Here is an 18,513-nt window from a genome sequence, read left to right as displayed (position 1 = left end):
GTTGCCCCCAGTGATCGTCCCCAAGTCGGCAACACGATACGGCCTATCGATCCAGTTTCGTCAACCTTTCCACCGTCTCCCGGTACTCCTTGAGCAGCTCGGCCATGACGACCGCGACCGGCCGCACCTCGTTCATCCGCCCGACGACCTGACCCACGGGCATCGACACGACAGACGGGTCGTCGGACCGGGCGATCCGCAGGTGCGCCTCCGACACCAGGAGGTTCTGCAACGGCATCGGCAACGGCTCCGGAGCACCTGGCTGAGCCCACGCCTCGGTCCACCGCGTCCTCAGCAGCCGCGCGGGCTTGCCGGTGTAGATGCGCGTGCGCACGGTGTCGCTGGAACTGGCCGCCAGCAACGCCTTCTGCGTCAACGGGCTCTGCGTGTACTCGGCGGTGGTGAGCCAGTACGACCCCATCCACACCCCGGAGGCACCCAAAGCCATCGCCGCCGCGGCCTGCCGCCCGGACCCGATGCCGCCCGCCGCGAGCACGGGCACGTCCACGGCGTCGACGACCTCCGGCACGAGCACCATCGTCGCGATCTCACCGGTGTGGCCGCCCGCCTCGTACCCCTGCGCCACCACGATGTCGACTCCGTTGGCCACGTGCCGGCGGGCGTGTTCGCCCTTGCCGGCCAGCGCCGCGACCGGGACGCCGGCCGCGTGGACCCGTTCGATGACGTCGGCGGGAGGTGAGCCCAGCGCGTTGGCGATGAGGCGGATCGGGTGTTCCAGCGCGATGTCCACGTGGGACCGCGCCACGGAGTGCAGCCATCCGAGCACGCCCTCGCCGCCCTCGCCGTCGGGCAGCGGTGGCACGCCGAGCTTCAGCAGCGTCTGCTGCACGAAGTCCTTGTGGCTCTGCGGGATCAGTGAGGAGAGGTCGAGCTGTGTGCCCTCCTTGGGCACGGTGGCGGGCATGACGATGTCGACGCCGTAGGGCTTGCCGTCGCAGTTGCCGTCCATCCACGTCAACGCGCGGTCGAGGTCTTCCGCGTCGTTGAACCGCACGCACCCGAGCACACCGAGGCCACCGGCTCTGCTGATCGCCGCCGCCACGTGCTCGGACGGCGTGAAGCCGAAGACCGGGTGCTCGATGCCGAGCTCGTCACACAGGCTGGTGCGCATGGTCCTCCACGTGGCGCTGCGCCCACTGGTAGTCGGGTTTGCCGCTGGGGGTGCGGCCGATCTCGTCGACGAGCCACAGCGTCCGCGGCACCTTGTAGCCCGCGAGCGTCTCGCGGACGTGAGCGTCCAGTTCGGACAGTGTCGGCGTGGCGCCGTCACGCGGCTGGACGAGCGCGCCGACCCGTTGGCCCAGCAGGTCGTCCTGCACGCCGATGACGAGCGCGTCGAACACGTCCGGGTGCGACTTCAGCGCCGACTCGACCTCCTCGGGGACCACCTTCTCGCCGCCGGTGTTGACGCAGGTGTTGCCGCGTCCCAGCAACGTGATGTCGCCGTCCTCCTCGAACCGCGCGTAGTCGCCGGGCACCGTGAACCGCTTGCCGTCGACCTCGACGAACATCCGCGCGGTCTTCTCGGGGTCCTTGTAGTAGCCGAGCGGGATGTGGCCGCCGCGCGCCAGTCTGCCGATGACACCGGGCGCCGGGTCGAGCTTGTTGCCGTCGTCGTCGATGACGATGGTGTCCTCGTTGAGCTTCACCTTGGTGCCGTCGGTCTTCACGATCTCCTTCGCCACCGTGCCGATGCCGGTGGACCCGGTCTCGCTCGACCCGATGGACTCCAGCAACGTCGTGTGCGGCAGCAGCTCCTGGAACTTCCTCTTCACCGGGAACGAGAACAGGGCGGCGCTGCTGTTGAGGATGAACAGCGACGACGCGTCGTACTCGCCGCGTTCGAACTCCTCGATCAACGGCCGGCCCATCGCGTCCCCGGTGATCGCCGCGACCTGGACCTTCTCCTGCTCGATCACCCGCCAGATCTCGGCGGGGTCGAACTTCGGCACCAGCACGACGGTGCTGCCGCTGAACAACGCGCCGAGCACGGCCCACTGCGCGGCACCGTGGATCAACGGGGGAAGGCACAGCCGCACCAGCCCGTAGTCCTTGCCCGACTCGGCCTGGTGCCACTCGTCGGTGAGCCGTTCGCCGGTCACGAAGTCGATGCCGCCGCCGAGCGTGCGCCACACGTCCTCGTGCCGCCACATCACGCCCTTGGGCATGCCGGTCGTGCCACCGGTGAAGAGGATGTAGAGGTCGTCGGGGCTGCGCGGGCCGAAGTCGCGCTCACCGGACTCCTCGCTCAGCGCGGTCTCGTAGTCCGCGCCGGAGAAGGGTTCCTCGCTCTCGTCGTCGATCACGACGGTGTGGCCGGGCACGCCGACCTCCGCGACCAACGGCGAGTAGCGCCGCTCGTGCACGAGCGCCTTCAGGTCCGCTTCACCGAACAGGTACTGCAACTCGTTCTTGGTGTAGCGGTAGTTCACGTTGATGGCCACGGCGCGCAGCTTGTACACCGCGAGCATGGCCTCGACCAGCTCGATGGAGTTGCGCGCGTAGAGCCCGACGTGCGCACCCTGTGTCACGCCGTTCTTTGCCAGGTGGTGAGCCAGCTTGTTGGCTCGTGCCTCGAGTTCGGCGTAGGTGGTCCTCGTGGAGCCGCACACGAGGGCGATCCGGTCGGGCACGGTGTCGGCGGCGTGTTCAACGAGGTCTGCGACGTTGAGGGCCATGATACGCAAAGTAGAACGTGTTACTGTTCCCGACAATCCCCCGTGCGGTCAGACTCGATCCAGGAGGCGCGCGAATGACGACCACGACGGAACCTCACGCGTTGGTGGACCTGGCCGGCAACGTCCTGGTCGTCACGATGAACCGGCCGGAGGTCCGCAACGCGTTGTCGGGACCGATGCTGGCGATCATGCGCGAGGCCTGGGACCGCGTGGACGACGACCCGGACGTGCGCGTGTGCGTCCTCACCGGCGCGGGCGGCTCGTTCTGCGCGGGCGCCGACCTGAAGGCCATGACGCGGAACCACCCCAGCGAGAACGCCGGGAAGTTCGACTTCTCCGTCATCGAGCCGCTGCTGAAAGGTCGCCGGTTGACGAAACCGCTGATCGCGGCAGTGGAAGGTGCCGCTGTCGCCGGCGGCACGGAGATCCTCCAGGCGACGGACATCCGCGTGGCCGGCGAGAGCGCGCGGTTCGGCGTCTCGGAGGCGCGGTGGGGCCTGTTCCCGCTGGGCGGCTCCGCGGTCCGGTTGCCGCGCCAGATCCCGTACACCGTGGCGGCGGACCTCCTCCTGACCGGGCGGCACATCCGGGCCGCCGAAGCCAAGGAGATCGGCCTCATCGGTCACGTGGTGCCGGACGGGCAGGCGCTCGACAAGGCCCTCGAACTCGCTGCGTTGATCACCGCGAACGGACCGCTGGCCGTCCGAGCGATTCTGCGGACCATGCGGGAGACCGAGGCCATGCACGAGAACGACGCGTTCCAAGTGGACGCTCGCCTCGGCATGGAGGTCTTCGCCAGCGAAGACGCGAAGGAAGGCCCTCGCGCCTTCGCCGAGAAGCGCAAGCCGGAGTTCAGAGGTCGTTAGCAGCCCGCCACGGCGAAGTCGCCCGGCGGGACCCACGGCGTGCCGGGCCAGAAGATCCTGCCCTCCGGCCGGATCTGGCGGCTGAACGCGTAGTCGTGCGAAAGCCTTGCGACCTCGGGGTCGTGCGGCCAGTACTGGTCCCAGATCTCGATCTTGCGGTCACGCCAGTAGCCGGACACGTTCTCCGGGAAGGCGCGGCTGTTGTAGCCGGTGTACTCGTCCCGCCTGATCCACGTCCTGCGCGCGCCGTCGAGGTCCGCCTCGGCCGTGAGGATCGCCGCGGCGACGTGGTCGACGTGGTCGGGGTTCGGCCTGTCGCGGTGCCCGATGCTGCTGCCGGACCGGATGTAGTCCGGCTTCGCGCGGTCCAGGATCGAGTGGAGCATGCCCACGAAGGTCGCCCTGGTGTAGGCGGGCCTCCCGTCGATCGGCCGCGCGACGTACGGGCCGTCGTGCAGCATCTTGTAGAGATCACCCTGCGGATCGCCGCCGTCGTCGCACCCGCCGGAAGCGCCGTGGATGAACGTGAAGACCAGGCGCACGTTCGTCCCGTCGAGCCGGTTCGTCGCCACCGGGTGGCCGTTGAACCACATCTCCTCGTACGTCCAGTTGTTCGCGACGTTCGCGGTCCTGGCGTAGGCGGCGCGCTCGCCCTCGATGCGCTGGTTCGCGTAGGACAGCGGATCCCTGGTGTGGACCTCGCCGGCGGTCAGGTAGACGACCCAGACGTTGTAGCCCGCCTGGACGTCCGAGGCGATGTCGGGGTTCATGAACAGCAGGTCGTCGTCCTGGTGGGCGACGAACGAGACGGTGGTGGTGGTGGCGGCCTGCGCGTGGGTCAGCGTGGCGGCGACCAGGACCAGTGAGATGAACAAGGACAGCGTTGTTCGACGCATGAACTCTTCCCCCAGGTAGAAGTGCGTGCGCCGCCATGGTACTTCATCCACGAATTCGTTTGTCTCCGTAACACACGGCTTTGACTGGCCGATCAGGCAGCTATCACACTCCCGCGACTCGGGACAGGGGCCAGTCTTGAAGCACTCGGATCAGTCGACGGAGAACGACCTCGACGGGGACGTCAGCGGCACGTCGTTCCAGGCCGGTTCGATCGAGATCAACGTCGGCGCGCCCGGAAAGCGGTGGCGGCGCAAGGTTCTCCTGTACTGCAGCGCTCCGGCGGTGGCGGCCGTCCTGGGAGGCTCGGCCGCGGTCGTCGACCTGGTGTCGCCCGGCGACCAGGTCGTGGACCTGCCCGCTGCCGTCACCAGCACGGTTCCGGCGCAGGCCACCACGACGTCGTCACCGGGTCCCGCGACCGGCGCGCCGGCTCCCCGGAGACCCACCGCCAGTGCGGTCCGCCCGACGCCGCCCGCCGCGGCACCGCGGGCGAACGGCAACGCCCCTGCCTCCCTGGCCTCCCCCACCACCACGACGACGCCGGTCTCCACCGTGGCCGCGCCGCCCATCACGACCGAAGGCGCGCGGTACAGCGGGGTGCTGCAGTTCGGCAGCTACCACCTCGACCTCCCGCAACCACGCGACATCGCGGGCACGAACGTCTGGCCGCTCACCCCTGGCCGGCTGCACGGCGACCCCGGCTACTGGCTGGCCGAGTGGATCACCGACGGCGTGCCGGGGCGCGCCGAGTGCGTGGCCCGGCTCGCGGAGCGGTCCACACAGGACGCCGAGAACCTTGTTCAGGGCAGCCGGGTGTGCGGGCAGACCCCGGAGGGCCGGATCTTCCGGATCGAGGTCACCGCGCTGGACAGCGCGGGGATCACGGGCCAGGTCACCGTGTGGGAGCTGACCTAGACGTCGTTCGCCGCGATGTACCCGAACGTCATCGCCGGCCCGATCGTCGACCCGGCACCGGCATAGCTGCGGCCCATCACGGCCGCGCTCACGTTGCCCGCCGCGTACAGCCCCGGGATCACCGACCCGTCCGGCCGCAGCACCCGAGCACGGGCGTCGGTCACCAGGCCGCCCTTGGTCCCGAGGTCACCCGGCATGATCTTGAACGCGTAGAACGGCGCCAGCCACAGCGGGGCGAGGCACGAGTTCGGGATGACCGCCGGGTCGGTGTAGTAGTGGTCGTAGGCGGAGTCGCCGCGCCGGAAGTCCGCGTCCCTGCCGGTGAGCGCCTGGCTGTTGAACCGGCTGACGGTGGCCCGCAGCGCGGCGCCCGGCACCCCGATCGCGGAGGCCAGGCCGTCGAGCGACCAGTTCTTCACGACCGCGCCGGACTGGTACCAGCCGTCCGGCAGCGGCAGAGCCGGTGCCACGTCGGCGAACAGGTACCGGTTGCGGTAGTTCTGGTCGACGATGAGCCACGACGGGATGCACGGATCGGCCGGGTTCTTGTCGTACATGACGTGCACGACGTCGCTGTAGGGCGCGGCCTCGTTGACGAACCGCCTGCCCGCCGCGTTGACGATCAGGCCGCCGGGCAGCGTGCGTTCGGCCAGGCAGAAGTACGGCGAGCCGGGAGTGGGGATCACGGGACCCCACCAGGCGTCGTCCATCAGGTCGAACGCCGCCCCTGCGCGCTGGCCCGCGCGGTGTCCGTCGCCGGTGTTCTCCTTGGCGCCGACCGTCCACTGAGTACCGATCGGCTGGCGTTGGTACTGGGCGCGCATGGCCGCGTTGTGCTCGAAGCCGCCGGAGCCCATGATCACGCCTCGCCGGGCGCGCACGACACCCCGGGAGGTCAGCACTCCCTTCACGGCGCCGTTCTCCACGACCAAATCCTCGAGACCGGTGTTCAGCCACACCGGCACCCCTGCCTGCATCAGGCCCGCGCGCAGGCCACCGGCCAGCGCCTGCCCCATCGTCAACGGCTTCTGACCGGCCAGAGCCGCCGCGGTGCCGCGGGCCAGCGCGGCGGCCGCGGTGGCGGCGCCCTTGGCGTTGACCAGGGCCAGGTTGAGCCACTTGTAGTCCGCGCCGAAGATGACCATGCCGGCGGGCACGGCCAGGTAGGGCGCGTTCAGGTGTGCGAGCTCGTCGCCGAGGACGCGTCCGTCGAGCACGTCCGGTTCGATCGACCGGCCCCTCGCGATGCCGCCGGGGAGCTCCGGGTAGTAGTCGCTGTAGCCGTCCATGTGCCGGAAGCGCAGCGGGCTGTTGCGCACGACGAACGAGATCATCCGCGGCCCGTGCGCCAGGTAGGCCTGCTGGCGCGCCACGGGGACGTCGCCGACGACGGCCGCCAGGTACTGCGCGGCCTTGGCGGGGGTGTCCGGGACGCCCGCGGCGAGGATGACCTCGTTGTTGGGGATCCAGATGCCGGCACCCGACCGGGCGGCGGAACCGCCGAACGTCGGCGCCTTCTCCAGGACGACGCAGCTCAGTCCGCGTTTCGCGGCGGTGAGGGCCGCGGTCATGCCGGCCGCGCCCGAGCCGACCACGACGACGTCGAACTCGTCCAGCGCGGCCGCCGAGCCGGGTCTGAGAAGTCCCGAGGCCAGTGCGAGACCGGCTCCGGTGAGCACCTGACGGCGGTTCACGGTCATGGGGTCGCTCCCGACATCGTCTTCCGGTGGTCCCAGCTGGCCGTCCTCGTCGGACGGAAGATCACGGCGACGCGCCGGGACATCGCCTTGCGCAACGCCTCACGGGCGGTCTCGTCCTCGCCCACCTCGCCGAAGTTGCGCGCCACCACGGCGTCCACGACCCGGCCCAGGTCCGGCGTGAACTCGGTGACGCCCTCCATGTGCACGCCGCGCAGCTGGTCGTAGGTCTCCCCCGCCTCGGCAAGCACGCTGCACCGCGGGTCGCGGCGCAGGTTCACGATCTTCTGCGACTTGCGGTCGGTGCAGAACACGATGTCGCCGTCCAGGAACGCGAACCACATCGGCGCGAGGTGCGGCAGCCCGTTACGGCCGATCGTCGCCACGACCAACGTCTTCTGCTCACCCAGGAACGTCCGCACCTCGGCCGGCGTCATCCTGATCAGGTCACGCACGGTCGCGCAGCTTTCGCTTGTACAGCTTGCCGTTCGGGTCGCGCGGCAGCTCCGCCATGTACTCGATCGTGCGCGGCAGCTTGAACTTCGCGAGCCTCGTGCGGGCGAACTCCAGTAGTTCCACGGTCAGCGCCTCGTCTCCCTCGACGCCGTCCGTGGGCTGCACGACGGCCTTGATCTCCTCGCCCCAGTCCGGGTGCGGAACGCCGAACACGGCCACGTCCGCGACCTTGGGGTGGCAGACGAGCTCGCCCTCGATCTCCGCCGGGTAGATGTTCACGCCACCGGAGATGATCATGTCGTTCTTGCGGTCGCACAGGAACAGGTAGCCGTCCTCGTCGAGGTAGCCGATGTCCTGCAACGTGAAGAGCTTGCCCACCCGTGCGGCGCGGGTCTTCTCGGCGTCCTTGTGGTACTCGAACGTCGAGTCGCCCATCCGCATGTACACCAGGCCCTGCTCACCGGCGGGCAGCTCGGTGCCGTCCTCACCCAGGATCTTGATCTCGGACGTCGGCCACGGCAGACCGACGGATCCGGGCTTGCGCAACCACTCCTGGGCGGTGATCGCGGTGCCGCCGCCCTCGGTCGCCGCGTAGTACTCGATCACGACCGGTCCCCACCAGTCGAGCATCCGGCGTTTGACCTCGATCGGGCACGGCGCGGCGCCGTGGATCATCGCGCGCAGCGAACCCATGTCGTACTTGGACTTGACGTCGTCGGGCAGTGCGAGCAGGCGGTGGAACTGGGTCGGCACCATGTGGCTGTGGGTGACCTTGTACCGCTCGATCAGCCGCAGCATCTCCTCGGGCGACCAGTGGTCCATCAGCACCGCGGTGTGCCCGAGCTGGATGGAGATGGTGACGAAGTTGAGGACGGCGGTGTGGTACAGCGGCGACCCGCACAGGTGCACGTGACCGTCGTGCGGCGAGATCGCGAAAATGCCGAAGAACCACGCGGCGGACGGCGGTACCGCGTCGGGATCCGCGCCGGTCAACGGCCTGCGCACGCCCTTGGGCCGACCGGTGGTGCCGGACGTGTAGAGCATCGGTGACCCGGTCGTGCGGACGTCGGGCCTGCCCTGCTCCCCCTCGCCGAGCTTCGCCAGCGGCCCGAACCCCGCGATCTCGCCGACCGCGAACCGCGCGCTCTCCGGCAGGCTCGCCGACGCCTCGGCAGCGGCCTCCGCGAACCGTTCGTGGGCAACGAAAGCCTTGGCACCGCTGTCCTGCACGAGGTACGCGACCTCGGCGCCGGTCAGGTGCCAGTTGGCCATCACCACGTAGAGACCGGTCTGGTACGCGGCGAAGTACACCTGCACCAGCTCGGCGCTGTTGGGCAGCATCAGCACGATGCTGTCGCCGGGTTCCAGTCCGAGGGCCTGGAACCCGCGCCCGTACCGGTTCGCGGCCTCGGCCAGCTCCCGGTAGGTGATCTCGTGACCGCTCGGGTCGACCAGCGCGATGGTGTCCGGCCGGTCCGCGGCGATGTTCCAGAGTCCAGTGACCACACCCTCAAAGTAGAACGCGTTTCACTTACTGACAAGCCTCAGCGACCGCCTTGATCGAGGCACCGTCGCGGCATCCGACGAGCAGCATCGTGACACCGGCGGCCTCCCAGCGGCCGATCTCCTCGCGGACGTGCTCGGCCGTGCCGACGATGCTGATCTCGGCCACCAGCTCGTCCGGGACCACCCGCGCCGCCTCGTCCTTGCGCCCCGCCTGGAACAGCGCGCCGATGTCCCTCACCGCCTCGCCGTATCCCATGCGGGTGAAGACCTCGGCGTGGAAGTTCATGCCGGGCGCGCCCATTCCGCCGATGTACAGGGCGACGAACGGCTTCAGCATGGCCCTGACCGGTGCCGGGTCGTCCGTCACGACGACCTGGCAGGTGGCGGCGACCTCGAAGTTCTCCCTGATACGCGCCGAATCCCCTTGGCGCGACTTGGCGAACCCCTCGTCCAGCCACTCGTCGTACATGCCGGCGAGCCGGGGCGCGTAGTAGATCGCGAGCCAGCCGTCGGCGATCTCCGACGTCAGCGCGACGTTCTTGGGACCCTCGGCGCCGAGCCAGATGGGCAGGTCGGCGCGCAGTGGATGGGTGATCGGCCTGAGCGGCTTGCCCAGTCCGAGCGCACCCGGCCCCTGGTAGGGCAACGGGTAGTGCGGGCCGTCGTTCACGACCGGCGCCTCACGGGCCAGCACCTGGCGCAGGATCGACACGTACTCCCTGGTCCTGGCAAGGGGTTTGGCGAACGGGCGCCCGTACCAGCCCTCCACGACCTGCGGCCCGGAGACGCCCAGACCCAGCACGAACCGGCCGCCGGACAGGTGGTCCAGCGTCAGCGCGTGCATCGCGCACGCGGCCGGTGTGCGGGCCGACATCTGCACCACGGAGGTGCCGAGCCGCACCCGTTCGGTGCCGGATCCCCACCACGCCAACGGGGTGAAGGCGTCCGAGCCCCACGCCTCGGCCGCGAACACCGCGTCGAAGCCGGACTCTTCCGCCGCCGCCACGAGAACGGCTGCGTTCGAGGGCGGGGCCGCGCCCCAGTAGCCGAGCTGCAGACCGAGCTTCATGCACTCATCTTGCCACCATTTCGAGAACCTGTTTCACTTTGATCTGTGACCAGGCCGCTGAGTGCTCCGCTGGACGTCGGCTTCGACTACACGCGCTCGACCGGTCCGACGCTGGGCCGGTTCCTCTCGGACCTGCGCCGCCGCAGGGTGACCGGGATCCGCGGTTCCGACGGCCGCGTGCACGTGCCGCCGCTCGAGTACGACCCCGTGACGGCGGAGAAGCTGTCCGAGTTCGTCGACGTGGCGTCGACCGGTGTCGTGCGCGGCTGGTCGTGGATCCCCGAGCCCCTCGAAGGACAGCCGCTCGACCGGCCGTTCGCGTGGGCGCTGATCCAGCTCGACGGCGCCGACACGTCGTTGCTGCACGCCGTGGACGCGGGGACGCCCGACGCGATGTCGACGGGCGCACGCGTACGGGTGCGCTGGCGCGGTGAAAGAGTCGGCTCCATCACCGACATCGAGTGCTTCGAGATCTCCGGCGAACCGGCCGACCCGCCCGTCGAGGCCGACGACGTCACCATGGTGATCACGCCGGTCACCCTGCACTACACGCACTCCGCGTCGCCGACGGAGGACCCGTTCCTGCGCGGCCTCATGGACGGCCGGCTGATCGCCCAGCGCTGCCCGGTGTGCGAGAAGGTCTACTTCCCGCCGCGGCCCGCCTGCCCCACCGACGGCGTGCCGACGACCGACCAGGTCGAGCTGCCCGACCGCGGCACCGTCACGACGTTCTGCGTGGTCAACGTGCCGTTCCTGGGCCAGCGCATCCCGCCGCCGTACGTCTCGGCCTACGTGCTGCTGGACGGCGCCGACATCCCGTTCCTGCACCTGCTGCTCGGCATCGCGCCCGAGGACGTGCGGATGGGCATGCGCGTCGAGGCCGTGTGGAAGCCGCGCGAGGAGTGGGGACCGACGATGCGGAACATCGACCACTTCAAGCCCTCCGGCGAGCCGGACGCGCCGTTCGACTCCTACTCCCAGCACCTGTGAGGCTCGCATGCGTGACGTTGCGGTAGTCGGTTTCGCGCAGACGCCCTGCGTGCGCGAGACCGACGGCACCACCAACGGCGTCGAGATGCTGGTGCCGATCTTCCACGAGGTGCTCGGCGGCCTCGGGCTCACCAAGTCCGACATCGGGTTCTGGTGCTCCGGCTCCTCGGACTACCTGGCGGGGCGCGCCTTCTCGTTCGTCTCGGCGGTGGACGCGATCGGGGCCTTCCCGCCGATCGTCGAGTCGCACGTCGAGATGGACGCCGCGTGGGCGCTGTACGAGGCCTGGGTGAAGCTGCAGTGCGGCGAGATCGACACCGCCCTGGTCTACGGCTTCGGCAAGTCCTCGGCCGGGCAGCTGCGCCGGGTCATGGCGATGCAGCTCGACCCGTACGTCGTGACGCCGTTGTGGCCGGACACGATCGGCCTGGCGGGGATCCAGGCGCGGATGGGCATCGAGACCGGGCTCTGGGACGAGCGGGCGATGGCGTCCGTGGCGGCGCGGAGCCGTTCCGCCGCCCTGTCCAACCCGCTGGCGCAGCTCTCCGGTTCCGTCGAGGTCTCCGATCTGCTGGCCACGCCGTACATCGCGGATCCGTTGCGCCGTCACGACTGCGCACCGATCACGGACGGCGCGGCCACGGTCGTGCTGGCAGCGGGTGACCGCGCGCGGGAGCTGTGCGCGCGGCCCGCGTGGATCACCGGGTTCGAGCACCGCGTCGACTCGCCGTCGTTCGGCACGCGCGATCTCACGACCTCCCCGTCCGCAGTCGCCGCCGGCAAGGCCGCCGGGGCCGAGGGCGTCGGGGTGGCGGAGCTGCACGCGCCGTTCACCCACCAGGAGATCCTGCTGCGCCAGGCGCTCGGGCTCGGCGACGACGTCGTGGTGAACCCGTCCGGCGGCGTGCTGGCGGGCAACCCGATGTTCTCGGCCGGTCTCGCGCGGATAGGTGAGGCGGCACGCCGGGTCCACGACGGCTCGGCCTCCCGCGTGCTGGGTCACGCCACGAGCGGGCCGCTGCTCCAACAGAACCTCGTCTGCGTGATGGAAGGGCGGGAGTAGATGCGACCGGCAGCTGTGGTCGGCACCGGCCAGACGCACCACGCCGCGAAGCGCCTCGACGTGTCGATGGCGGGCCTGTGCCGCGAGGCGATCGACCGCGCGATGGCCGACGCGGGCGTCGACTGGCCGGACATCGACGCCGTGGTGCTCGGCAAGGCACCGGACCTGTTCGAGGGCGTGATGATGCCCGAGCTGTTCCTGGCGGACGCGCTCGGCGCCGTCGGGAAACCGTTGCTGCGCGTGCACACCGCGGGTTCGGTGGGCGGCAGCACCGGCAACGTCGCCGCCTCGCTCGTCCAGTCCGGTGTGCACGACCGCGTGCTGGCCGTGGCGTTCGAGAAGCAGTCGGAGTCGAACGCGATGTGGGCGCTGTCCGTGCCGACGCCGTTCACGATGCCTGTGCACGCCGGTGCCGGTGGTTACTTCGCACCGCACGTCCGCGCGTACATCCGCCGTGCCGGAGCCCCCGAGCACATCGGGGCGATGGTCGCCGCGAAGGACCGCCGCAACGGCGCCAAGAACCCGTACGCACATCTCAAACAGCCTGACGTCACCGTCGAGTCGGTGCAGGCGTCGAAGATGCTGTGGGACCCGATCCGGTACGACGAGACGTGTCCCTCGTCCGACGGCGCCTGCGCGGTGGTGATCTCCGCCGAACCGGCGTCGTCCCGCGCGGCCTGGATCCACGCCACCGCGATGCGCACCGAACCCACGACGTTTGCCGGACGCGACCAGGTCAACCCGCAGGCCGGCCAGGACGCCGCGCGGGCGTTGTGGAAGCAGGCGGGGATCACGGACCCGCTGTCCGAAGTGGACGCGGCCGAGATCTACGTGCCGTTCTCGTGGTTCGAGCCGATGTGGCTCGAGAACCTCGGCTTCACCGACGTCGGGCAGGGCTGGAAGCTCACGGAGGCGGGCGAGACGGAGATCGGCGGCCGGCTGCCGGTGAACCCGTCCGGCGGCGTGCTGTCGTCGAACCCCATCGGCGCGTCAGGGCTGTTGCGGTTCGCCGAGGCGGCCATGCAGGTCATGGGTACCGCGGGCGAGCACCAGGTCGACGGCGCGCGGGTCGCGCTGGGGCACGCGTACGGCGGTGGGTCGCAGTTCTTCGCCATGTGGGTCGTCGGATCGGAGAAGCCATGAAGTTCACCGTCGGCATCGCGATGAGCCCGCTCGACCAGCTGACGTCGCTGGCCCAGTGCGCCGAGGAGTGCGGGTACTCCTCCATCGCGCTGCCGGACTCGCTGTTCTTCTCGGAGAAGGTCTCCGCGGACTACCCGTACACGCCCGACGGCTCGCGCATGTGGAACGCCGAGACCCCCTGGGTGGACCCGTTCGTCGCCGCCGCGGCGATGGGGGCCGTCACCTCGCGGATCCGCTTCTACACGCAGGTGCTGAAGCTGGGCTCCCGCAACCCGTTGCTGCTCGCGCGCCAGGTCGGCTCGGTCGCGCACATGACCGGCAACCGCTTCGGGTTCGGCGTGGGCCTGGGGTGGTCGCCGGAGGAGTTCGAGTGGTGCGGCGTGCCGTTCAAGAACCGCGGCCCGCGCGTGGACGAGATGATCGACGTGCTGAAGCTCGTGCTCGGCGGCGGGATGGTCGAGTACCACGGCGACTACTTCGACTTCGACCGGCTGCAGATGTCGCCGGCACCCACTTCGCCGGTGCCGTTCTACGTCGGTGGCCACTCCCCCGCGGCGTTGAAACGCGCCGCCCGCGCCGGGGACGGCTGGACGTCGGCGATGATCAAGTTCGACGAGCTGAAGTCGGTGATCGCGCGGCTGACGGACCTGGGCGCGTTCGAGCGGCCGTTCGAGATCCAGGCCGTGTGCATCGACCGCTTCGGCCTCGACGGCTACAAGCAGCTGGCCGAGGCCGGCGTGACCGACACGATCGTGGTGCCCTGGCTGTTCTACGGCGTGGGTTTCGACGGCAGCCTGCAGGCCAAGAAGGACGGACTTCGGCGCTTCGCCGACGAGGTGATCGGAGACCTCGCGTGACCGCTGTCAGCTGGAACGCCTCCAAGACCGAGACACCGGCCCGCGTCGCCTCGTGGCGGTCGATGGACGCCGTGACGCGGGGTGCCAAGGACGAGTGGCTGGCGTTGTTCGCCGCGGACGCCGTCGTCGAGGACCCGGTCGGGCCCTCCATGTTCGACGCCGAGGGCAAGGGGCATCACGGGAAGGAGGCCATCGCGGCCTTCTGGGACCTCGCCATCGCGCCTGTCGAACGGTTCGAGTTCGCGATGCACGACTCGTTCGCCGCCGGGTCGGAGTGCGCGAACGTCGGGGTCATCACCGCGTTCCTGCCCGGCGGGGCCAGGGTCGACACCGAGGGCGTGTTCGTCTACAACGTCGGTGAGGACGGGCTGATCCGGTCGATGCGGGCGTTCTGGGAGACCGAACGGGCGCTGGCGACGCTGCGCACCGAACCCTGACCTTTGCTTGAGGTGAGGCCCCTCCGTCTGCGGACGGAGGGGCCTCGACCGTTCACGCGTACTGGACGCGGAACTCCTTGATGCCGTTCAACCACCCCGAACGCAACCGCCGCGGCTCTGCCACCTGCCTGATGTCCGGCATCGCGTCGGCGATCGCGTTGAAGATCAGGTCGATCTCGAGCCTCGCCAGGTTGGCGCCGATGCAGAAGTGGGCGCCGCTGCCGCCGAAACCCAGGTGGGGGTTGGGGTCGCGGGTGATGTCGAAGACCTCGGGGGCGGTGAAGACCTCCTCGTCGAAGTTCGCGGACGAGTAGAACATCCCGACCCGTTGACCCTGCTTGATCTCCACGCCGCTCAGCACGGTGTCCGCCATCGCCGTGCGCTGGAACGAGACGACCGGGGTGGCCCAGCGCACGATCTCGTCGGCGGTCGTGGCGGGGCGCTGGGACTTGAAGAGCTCCCACTGGTCCGGGTGGTCGAAAAAGGCCTTCATGCCGTGGGTGATGGCGTTGCGGGTGGTCTCGTTGCCCGCGACGGCCAGCAGGAGCACGAAGAAGCCGAACTCCTCCGACGCCAGACCGGTACCGTCCACATCGGCCTGGACGAGCTTGGTGACGATGTCCTGGCGCGGGCACTTGCGGCGGTCCTCCGCCATCGTCCACGAGTAGCCGAGGAGCTCGGTGGCGGCCGCCAGCGGCTCGATCTCGAACTCGGGGTCGTCGTAGGCGATCATCTGGTTGGACCAGTCGAAGATCTTGCGGCGGTCCTCCTGCGGGATGCCGATCAGCTCGGCGATCGCCTGCAGGGGCAGCTCGCAGGCCACGTCCGAGACGAAGTCGCCGCTGCCCTTGGCCAGCGCCTCGGCCACGATCTGCCCGGCACGGGCCGTCAGGGCCTCGCGCAGGGCGTTCACCGCCCTCGGGGTGAAGCCGCGCGAGACGATGGCGCGCTGCTTCGTGTGGGTCGGCGGGTCCATGTTGAGCAGGAGGAGGCGCTGCATCTCGATGTTGTCGCGCGGCATCTCGTCCTTGAAGCGGATGATCGCCGTGTTCTCGCGGCTGGAGAACAACTCGCTGTTGCGCGAGACCTCCTTGACGTCGTGGTGCCTGGTCACCACCCAGTAGCCCTCGTCGGGGAAGCCGCCCTGGCCCAGCGGTGTGGAGTTCCACCAGATCGGCGCGGTCTTGCGCAGCTCGGCGAACTCCTCGTGCGGCAGACGACTCGCGTACATGTCGGGGTCGGTGAAGTCGAAGCCTTCCGGGATGCTCGGCTTGCCCACAGGCACCTCCTAGGTGGAACGCGTTCTATCCGATTCAAACACGCTTGCGCCTTGTGTTGAAGCCCCCATACAGCCAATCTGGTGAAGCACAGGAACGTGTTCTAGTTTCCAGGCCAAGGAGGCTCGCGTGGGCAGTCCGGTGATCGTGGGAGCGGTGCGCACGCCCATCGGCAGGCGCAACGGCTGGTTGTCCGGCCTGCACGCCGCGGAGCTCCTCGGCGCGGCACAACGGGGCCTGCTGGACCGGACGGGCGTCGACCCGGCCGCCGTAGAACAGGTCATCGGCGGCACAGTCACTCAAGCGGGTGAACAGTCCAACAACATCTCCAGGACGTCCTGGCTGCACGCGGGCCTCCCGCACACCACGGGCTGCACGACGGTGGACGCCCAGTGCGGCTCGGCCCAGCAGTCCACGCACCTCATCGCGGGCCTGATCGCCACCGGAGCCATCACCTGCGGCATCGCCTGCGGCGTGGAGGCCATGAGCAGGGTCCCGCTGCGCAGCAACATCGGCGACACCGGCATGCCCCGCCCCGACTCGTGGACCATCGACCTCCCGAACCAGTTCGTGGCGGCCGAACGAGTCGCCACCCGCCGCGGCATCGGCCGGGAGGAGGTGGACCGCTTCGGCGTCCAGTCCCAGAACCGCGCACGGGCCGCCTGGGCAGCCGGCCGCTTCACCACCGAGGTGGTGCCGGTGAAGGTGGGCGAGGACCTGGTGGACACCGACCAGGGCCTGCGCGAGACGTCCCTGGAAGCGCTGGCCGCCCTGAAGCCGGTCGTACCGGACGGCGTGCACACGGCGGGAACGTCGTCACAGATCTCCGACGGCGCCTCGGCGGTGATGGTCGTGGACGAGGACTTCGCACAAGCACACGGCCTGAAACCACGCGCGCGAATCGTGACGCAGTGCCTAGTCGGCTCAGACCCGTACTACCACCTGGACGGCCCGGTGGACGCCACGGCACGGCTGCTGGAACGCAGCGGCATGAAGATGGCGGACATCGACCTGTTCGAGGTCAACGAGGCGTTCGCGTCAGTAGTCCTGTCGTGGGCGGCGGTACACCGCCCCAACCTGGACCGCGTGAACGTGAACGGCGGCGCCATCGCACTGGGCCACCCCGTGGGCAGCACGGGAACACGCCTGATCACCACCGCACTGCACGAACTGGAGCGCCGAGACGCCACAACCGCCCTGATCACGATGTGCGCGGGCGGCGCCATGGCCACCGGCACGATCATCGAACGGATCTGAGCTCCGCGGCCGGGTACGGCGTCTGCCTGCTCTCGTGCTGGAACCTGCGGTAAAAGTCCTTCATCACCGCGGCAACCGCGCTATGACGACCGAGAACCTCCAGAACCCCCGGCGGAGCCCCGGTCGAGCGCAGCGCGTAGGCAAACCACATCACCAGGTGCATGACGGTGTAGCAACGGTCGTAGTCCCGGTTCTCGACGAAGAACGCGATCTCCTCCTCCGACATGTCGAACCGGGAGGAGATCGCGAGACCGTAGTCGGCGAAGTAGAGGCGCTCGCCATCAGTCAGGACGTTCCGGAAGTGGCCGTCGAAGTGCAGCAGGCCACGGGAGTTCATGAACTCCACTCCGGCCCGCAGCTCCCGGTCAACCATCACGCAGGCACTCCCGAGGTCGGAAACTCCGTTCAACCAGTCGTGCAGGTCGTACGGCATGTACTCCAGAAACAGCGCGATGCTCGCAGAAGAGTCCCGCAGCGCCTCGATCCGGCCGCGCATCCGCGGCCCCCAGTAGGCAACAGCAGCGTCGACGTCAGCCAACTCCTCCGGAAGCACCTGACCAGGATGGGGCAGCACCCGCCAGTGGTAGGTCAACGGAAAGCCTTCATGCTCCCGAGCGAGCACCCACTCCGTGGTCATGGAGTGCACGGCCAACTCACGCCAGGCCCCGAAACCCGGCCCGCCGATCAGCCCCACACCGTAGTGGGCGTACATCGGCAATTCGAAAAGGTTCGCCGTGGACCCGACGTTCTCCGGCCGCAGCTCCAGATCGGTCAACGGAAGCCGCTTCACGAACACCGGGGTCCCGCCGATGTCCACCAGCGCGGTAGGACCACCGATCCCCGCCCCGACCGGCTCGGCCCGCGCCAGGACGGCGGCCAGCTCGTCATCACCAAGCCGACCCAAAGCCGCCGAGACGGAACGGTAAGCAGTCAGACGCGCTTGGTATGACACATGATCGAAGCTACTGGTCTACGCACACACCGACGGCGACCAAACTTCCGCCGCCGGGCTGGGCACACCGGAAGTGGCGATGCGAAGCGAGCCGTCCTCCCTATGAACCGCTGGGAGCCGCTTATGCCCCCTGCTCTTGCGATTGGGGCTTGACTTTGGGTGCGAGGTGCTACCTTGCCGGGATCGGGCGGGCGCGGAGCGTCCGGCCTTTTCCGCCCGATGAAGCGCCTCGCAAGGGCCCCGAAGTCAAGCCCCAATCGCTATCGACGCGAAGCGGCGATGAACCCCGCAGCGTCGACAATGCCCGCGCAACCACCCACGCAAGGCGACCCGCTCGGCAAGGGTGACCTCCCCCAGAACCGCAACCGGCCAGGTCAAGCCGACCGCGACAACACCCCACGAGCCCCGTAATACCTGCGCACCAAGGCATCA

At 69.3% G+C, this 18,513-nt stretch carries 17 protein-coding genes; 8 read left to right on the top strand and 9 right to left on the bottom strand.

Features of this window, described 5'->3' with window-relative positions:
- Window positions 1–43: 43 nt before the first annotated feature.
- Window positions 44–1,132, bottom strand: coding sequence for a nitronate monooxygenase family protein (locus tag VM306_RS36230; protein ID WP_325523087.1), 1,089 nt, complete (start codon window positions 1,130–1,132; stop codon window positions 44–46).
- Window positions 1,113–2,699, bottom strand: a complete 1,587-nt coding sequence (locus VM306_RS36225; RefSeq protein ID WP_325523085.1) for an acyl-CoA synthetase — start codon at window positions 2,697–2,699, stop codon at window positions 1,113–1,115. Before VM306_RS36225 ends, VM306_RS36230 begins: the two co-directional genes overlap by 20 nt.
- Window positions 2,700–2,773: 74 nt before the next feature.
- Between VM306_RS36225 and VM306_RS36220 the strand changes: the two genes are divergently transcribed.
- Window positions 2,774–3,565, top strand: coding sequence for a crotonase/enoyl-CoA hydratase family protein (locus VM306_RS36220; protein ID WP_325523084.1), 792 nt, complete (start codon window positions 2,774–2,776; stop codon window positions 3,563–3,565).
- On the opposite strand, the gene VM306_RS36215 is transcribed toward VM306_RS36220, so the two are convergent.
- On the bottom strand, window positions 3,562–4,461 hold the full coding sequence (locus VM306_RS36215; RefSeq protein ID WP_325523082.1) for a PIG-L family deacetylase: 900 nt from the start codon (window positions 4,459–4,461) through the stop codon (window positions 3,562–3,564). The genes VM306_RS36220 and VM306_RS36215 overlap by 4 nt on opposite strands.
- 136 nt (window positions 4,462–4,597) lie before the next feature.
- Between VM306_RS36215 and VM306_RS36210 the strand changes: the two genes are divergently transcribed.
- The gene (locus VM306_RS36210) at window positions 4,598–5,377 is read left to right on the top strand and encodes a hypothetical protein (protein WP_325523080.1); all 780 of its coding nucleotides are present in this window, start codon (window positions 4,598–4,600) and stop codon (window positions 5,375–5,377) included.
- Here the strand turns inward: VM306_RS36210 and kstD are convergent.
- From kstD to VM306_RS36190, 4 genes are read right to left on the bottom strand one after another with little or no spacing between them, the layout of a single operon-like run.
- The gene (gene kstD / locus VM306_RS36205) at window positions 5,374–7,077 is read right to left on the bottom strand and encodes a 3-oxosteroid 1-dehydrogenase (RefSeq protein ID WP_325523078.1); all 1,704 of its coding nucleotides are present in this window, start codon (window positions 7,075–7,077) and stop codon (window positions 5,374–5,376) included. The two genes, VM306_RS36210 and kstD, sit on opposite strands and share 4 nt — an antisense overlap.
- Window positions 7,074–7,529, bottom strand: a complete 456-nt coding sequence (locus tag VM306_RS36200; RefSeq protein WP_325523076.1) for a pyridoxamine 5'-phosphate oxidase family protein — start codon at window positions 7,527–7,529, stop codon at window positions 7,074–7,076. The genes kstD and VM306_RS36200 overlap by 4 nt, the downstream gene beginning before the upstream one ends.
- Window positions 7,522–9,036 (bottom strand): acyl-CoA synthetase, encoded by a 1,515-nt coding sequence (locus tag VM306_RS36195; RefSeq protein WP_325523074.1) that lies wholly within the window; start codon window positions 9,034–9,036, stop codon window positions 7,522–7,524. The genes VM306_RS36200 and VM306_RS36195 overlap by 8 nt, the downstream gene beginning before the upstream one ends.
- Before the next feature lie 25 nt (window positions 9,037–9,061).
- Window positions 9,062–10,105, bottom strand: coding sequence for an LLM class F420-dependent oxidoreductase (locus tag VM306_RS36190; protein ID WP_325523072.1), 1,044 nt, complete (start codon window positions 10,103–10,105; stop codon window positions 9,062–9,064).
- 45 nt (window positions 10,106–10,150) lie between these two features.
- Between VM306_RS36190 and VM306_RS36185 the strand changes: the two genes are divergently transcribed.
- The 5 genes from VM306_RS36185 to VM306_RS36165 are packed head-to-tail and all read left to right on the top strand — an operon-like array spanning window position 10,151 to window position 14,595.
- Window positions 10,151–11,095, top strand: coding sequence for a Zn-ribbon domain-containing OB-fold protein (locus VM306_RS36185; protein ID WP_325523070.1), 945 nt, complete (start codon window positions 10,151–10,153; stop codon window positions 11,093–11,095).
- Between the two features lie 7 nt (window positions 11,096–11,102).
- Complete coding sequence (locus VM306_RS36180; protein ID WP_325523068.1) at window positions 11,103–12,158, top strand: thiolase domain-containing protein; 1,056 nt, start codon at window positions 11,103–11,105, stop codon at window positions 12,156–12,158.
- Window positions 12,159–13,301 carry a thiolase domain-containing protein gene (locus VM306_RS36175; protein ID WP_325523066.1) on the top strand — a complete coding sequence of 381 codons (1,143 nt, stop codon included), beginning with the start codon at window positions 12,159–12,161 and terminating at the stop codon, window positions 13,299–13,301.
- Entirely contained in the window at window positions 13,298–14,158 is an 861-nt protein-coding gene (locus tag VM306_RS36170) for a TIGR03619 family F420-dependent LLM class oxidoreductase (protein WP_325523064.1), read from the top strand. The genes VM306_RS36175 and VM306_RS36170 overlap by 4 nt, the downstream gene beginning before the upstream one ends.
- Window positions 14,155–14,595 carry a nuclear transport factor 2 family protein gene (locus VM306_RS36165; RefSeq protein ID WP_325523062.1) on the top strand — a complete coding sequence of 147 codons (441 nt, stop codon included), beginning with the start codon at window positions 14,155–14,157 and terminating at the stop codon, window positions 14,593–14,595. Before VM306_RS36170 ends, VM306_RS36165 begins: the two co-directional genes overlap by 4 nt.
- A gap of 52 nt (window positions 14,596–14,647) precedes the next feature.
- Here the strand turns inward: VM306_RS36165 and VM306_RS36160 are convergent, their stop codons facing one another.
- A complete protein-coding gene (locus VM306_RS36160) occupies window positions 14,648–15,874 on the bottom strand; it encodes a cytochrome P450 (protein WP_325523060.1) in 1,227 nt (408 codons plus the stop codon).
- A 127-nt stretch (window positions 15,875–16,001) separates the two neighbouring features.
- On the opposite strand from VM306_RS36160, the gene VM306_RS36155 reads away from it, so the two are divergent.
- Entirely contained in the window at window positions 16,002–17,129 is a 1,128-nt protein-coding gene (locus VM306_RS36155; protein ID WP_325523058.1) for a steroid 3-ketoacyl-CoA thiolase, read from the top strand.
- On the opposite strand, the gene VM306_RS36150 is transcribed toward VM306_RS36155, so the two are convergent.
- Window positions 17,113–18,081 (bottom strand): hypothetical protein, encoded by a 969-nt coding sequence (locus tag VM306_RS36150; RefSeq protein ID WP_325523056.1) that lies wholly within the window; start codon window positions 18,079–18,081, stop codon window positions 17,113–17,115. The two genes, VM306_RS36155 and VM306_RS36150, sit on opposite strands and share 17 nt — an antisense overlap.
- Window positions 18,082–18,513: the final 432 nt, after the last annotated feature.

The sequence above is a fragment of the Lentzea sp. genome, from assembly GCF_035525475.1.
Taxonomy (GTDB): Bacteria; Actinomycetota; Actinomycetes; order Mycobacteriales; family Pseudonocardiaceae; genus Lentzea.
The sequence above is the reverse complement of the archived record's forward strand: the minus strand, read 5'-3'. Positions and strand labels throughout refer to the sequence as shown.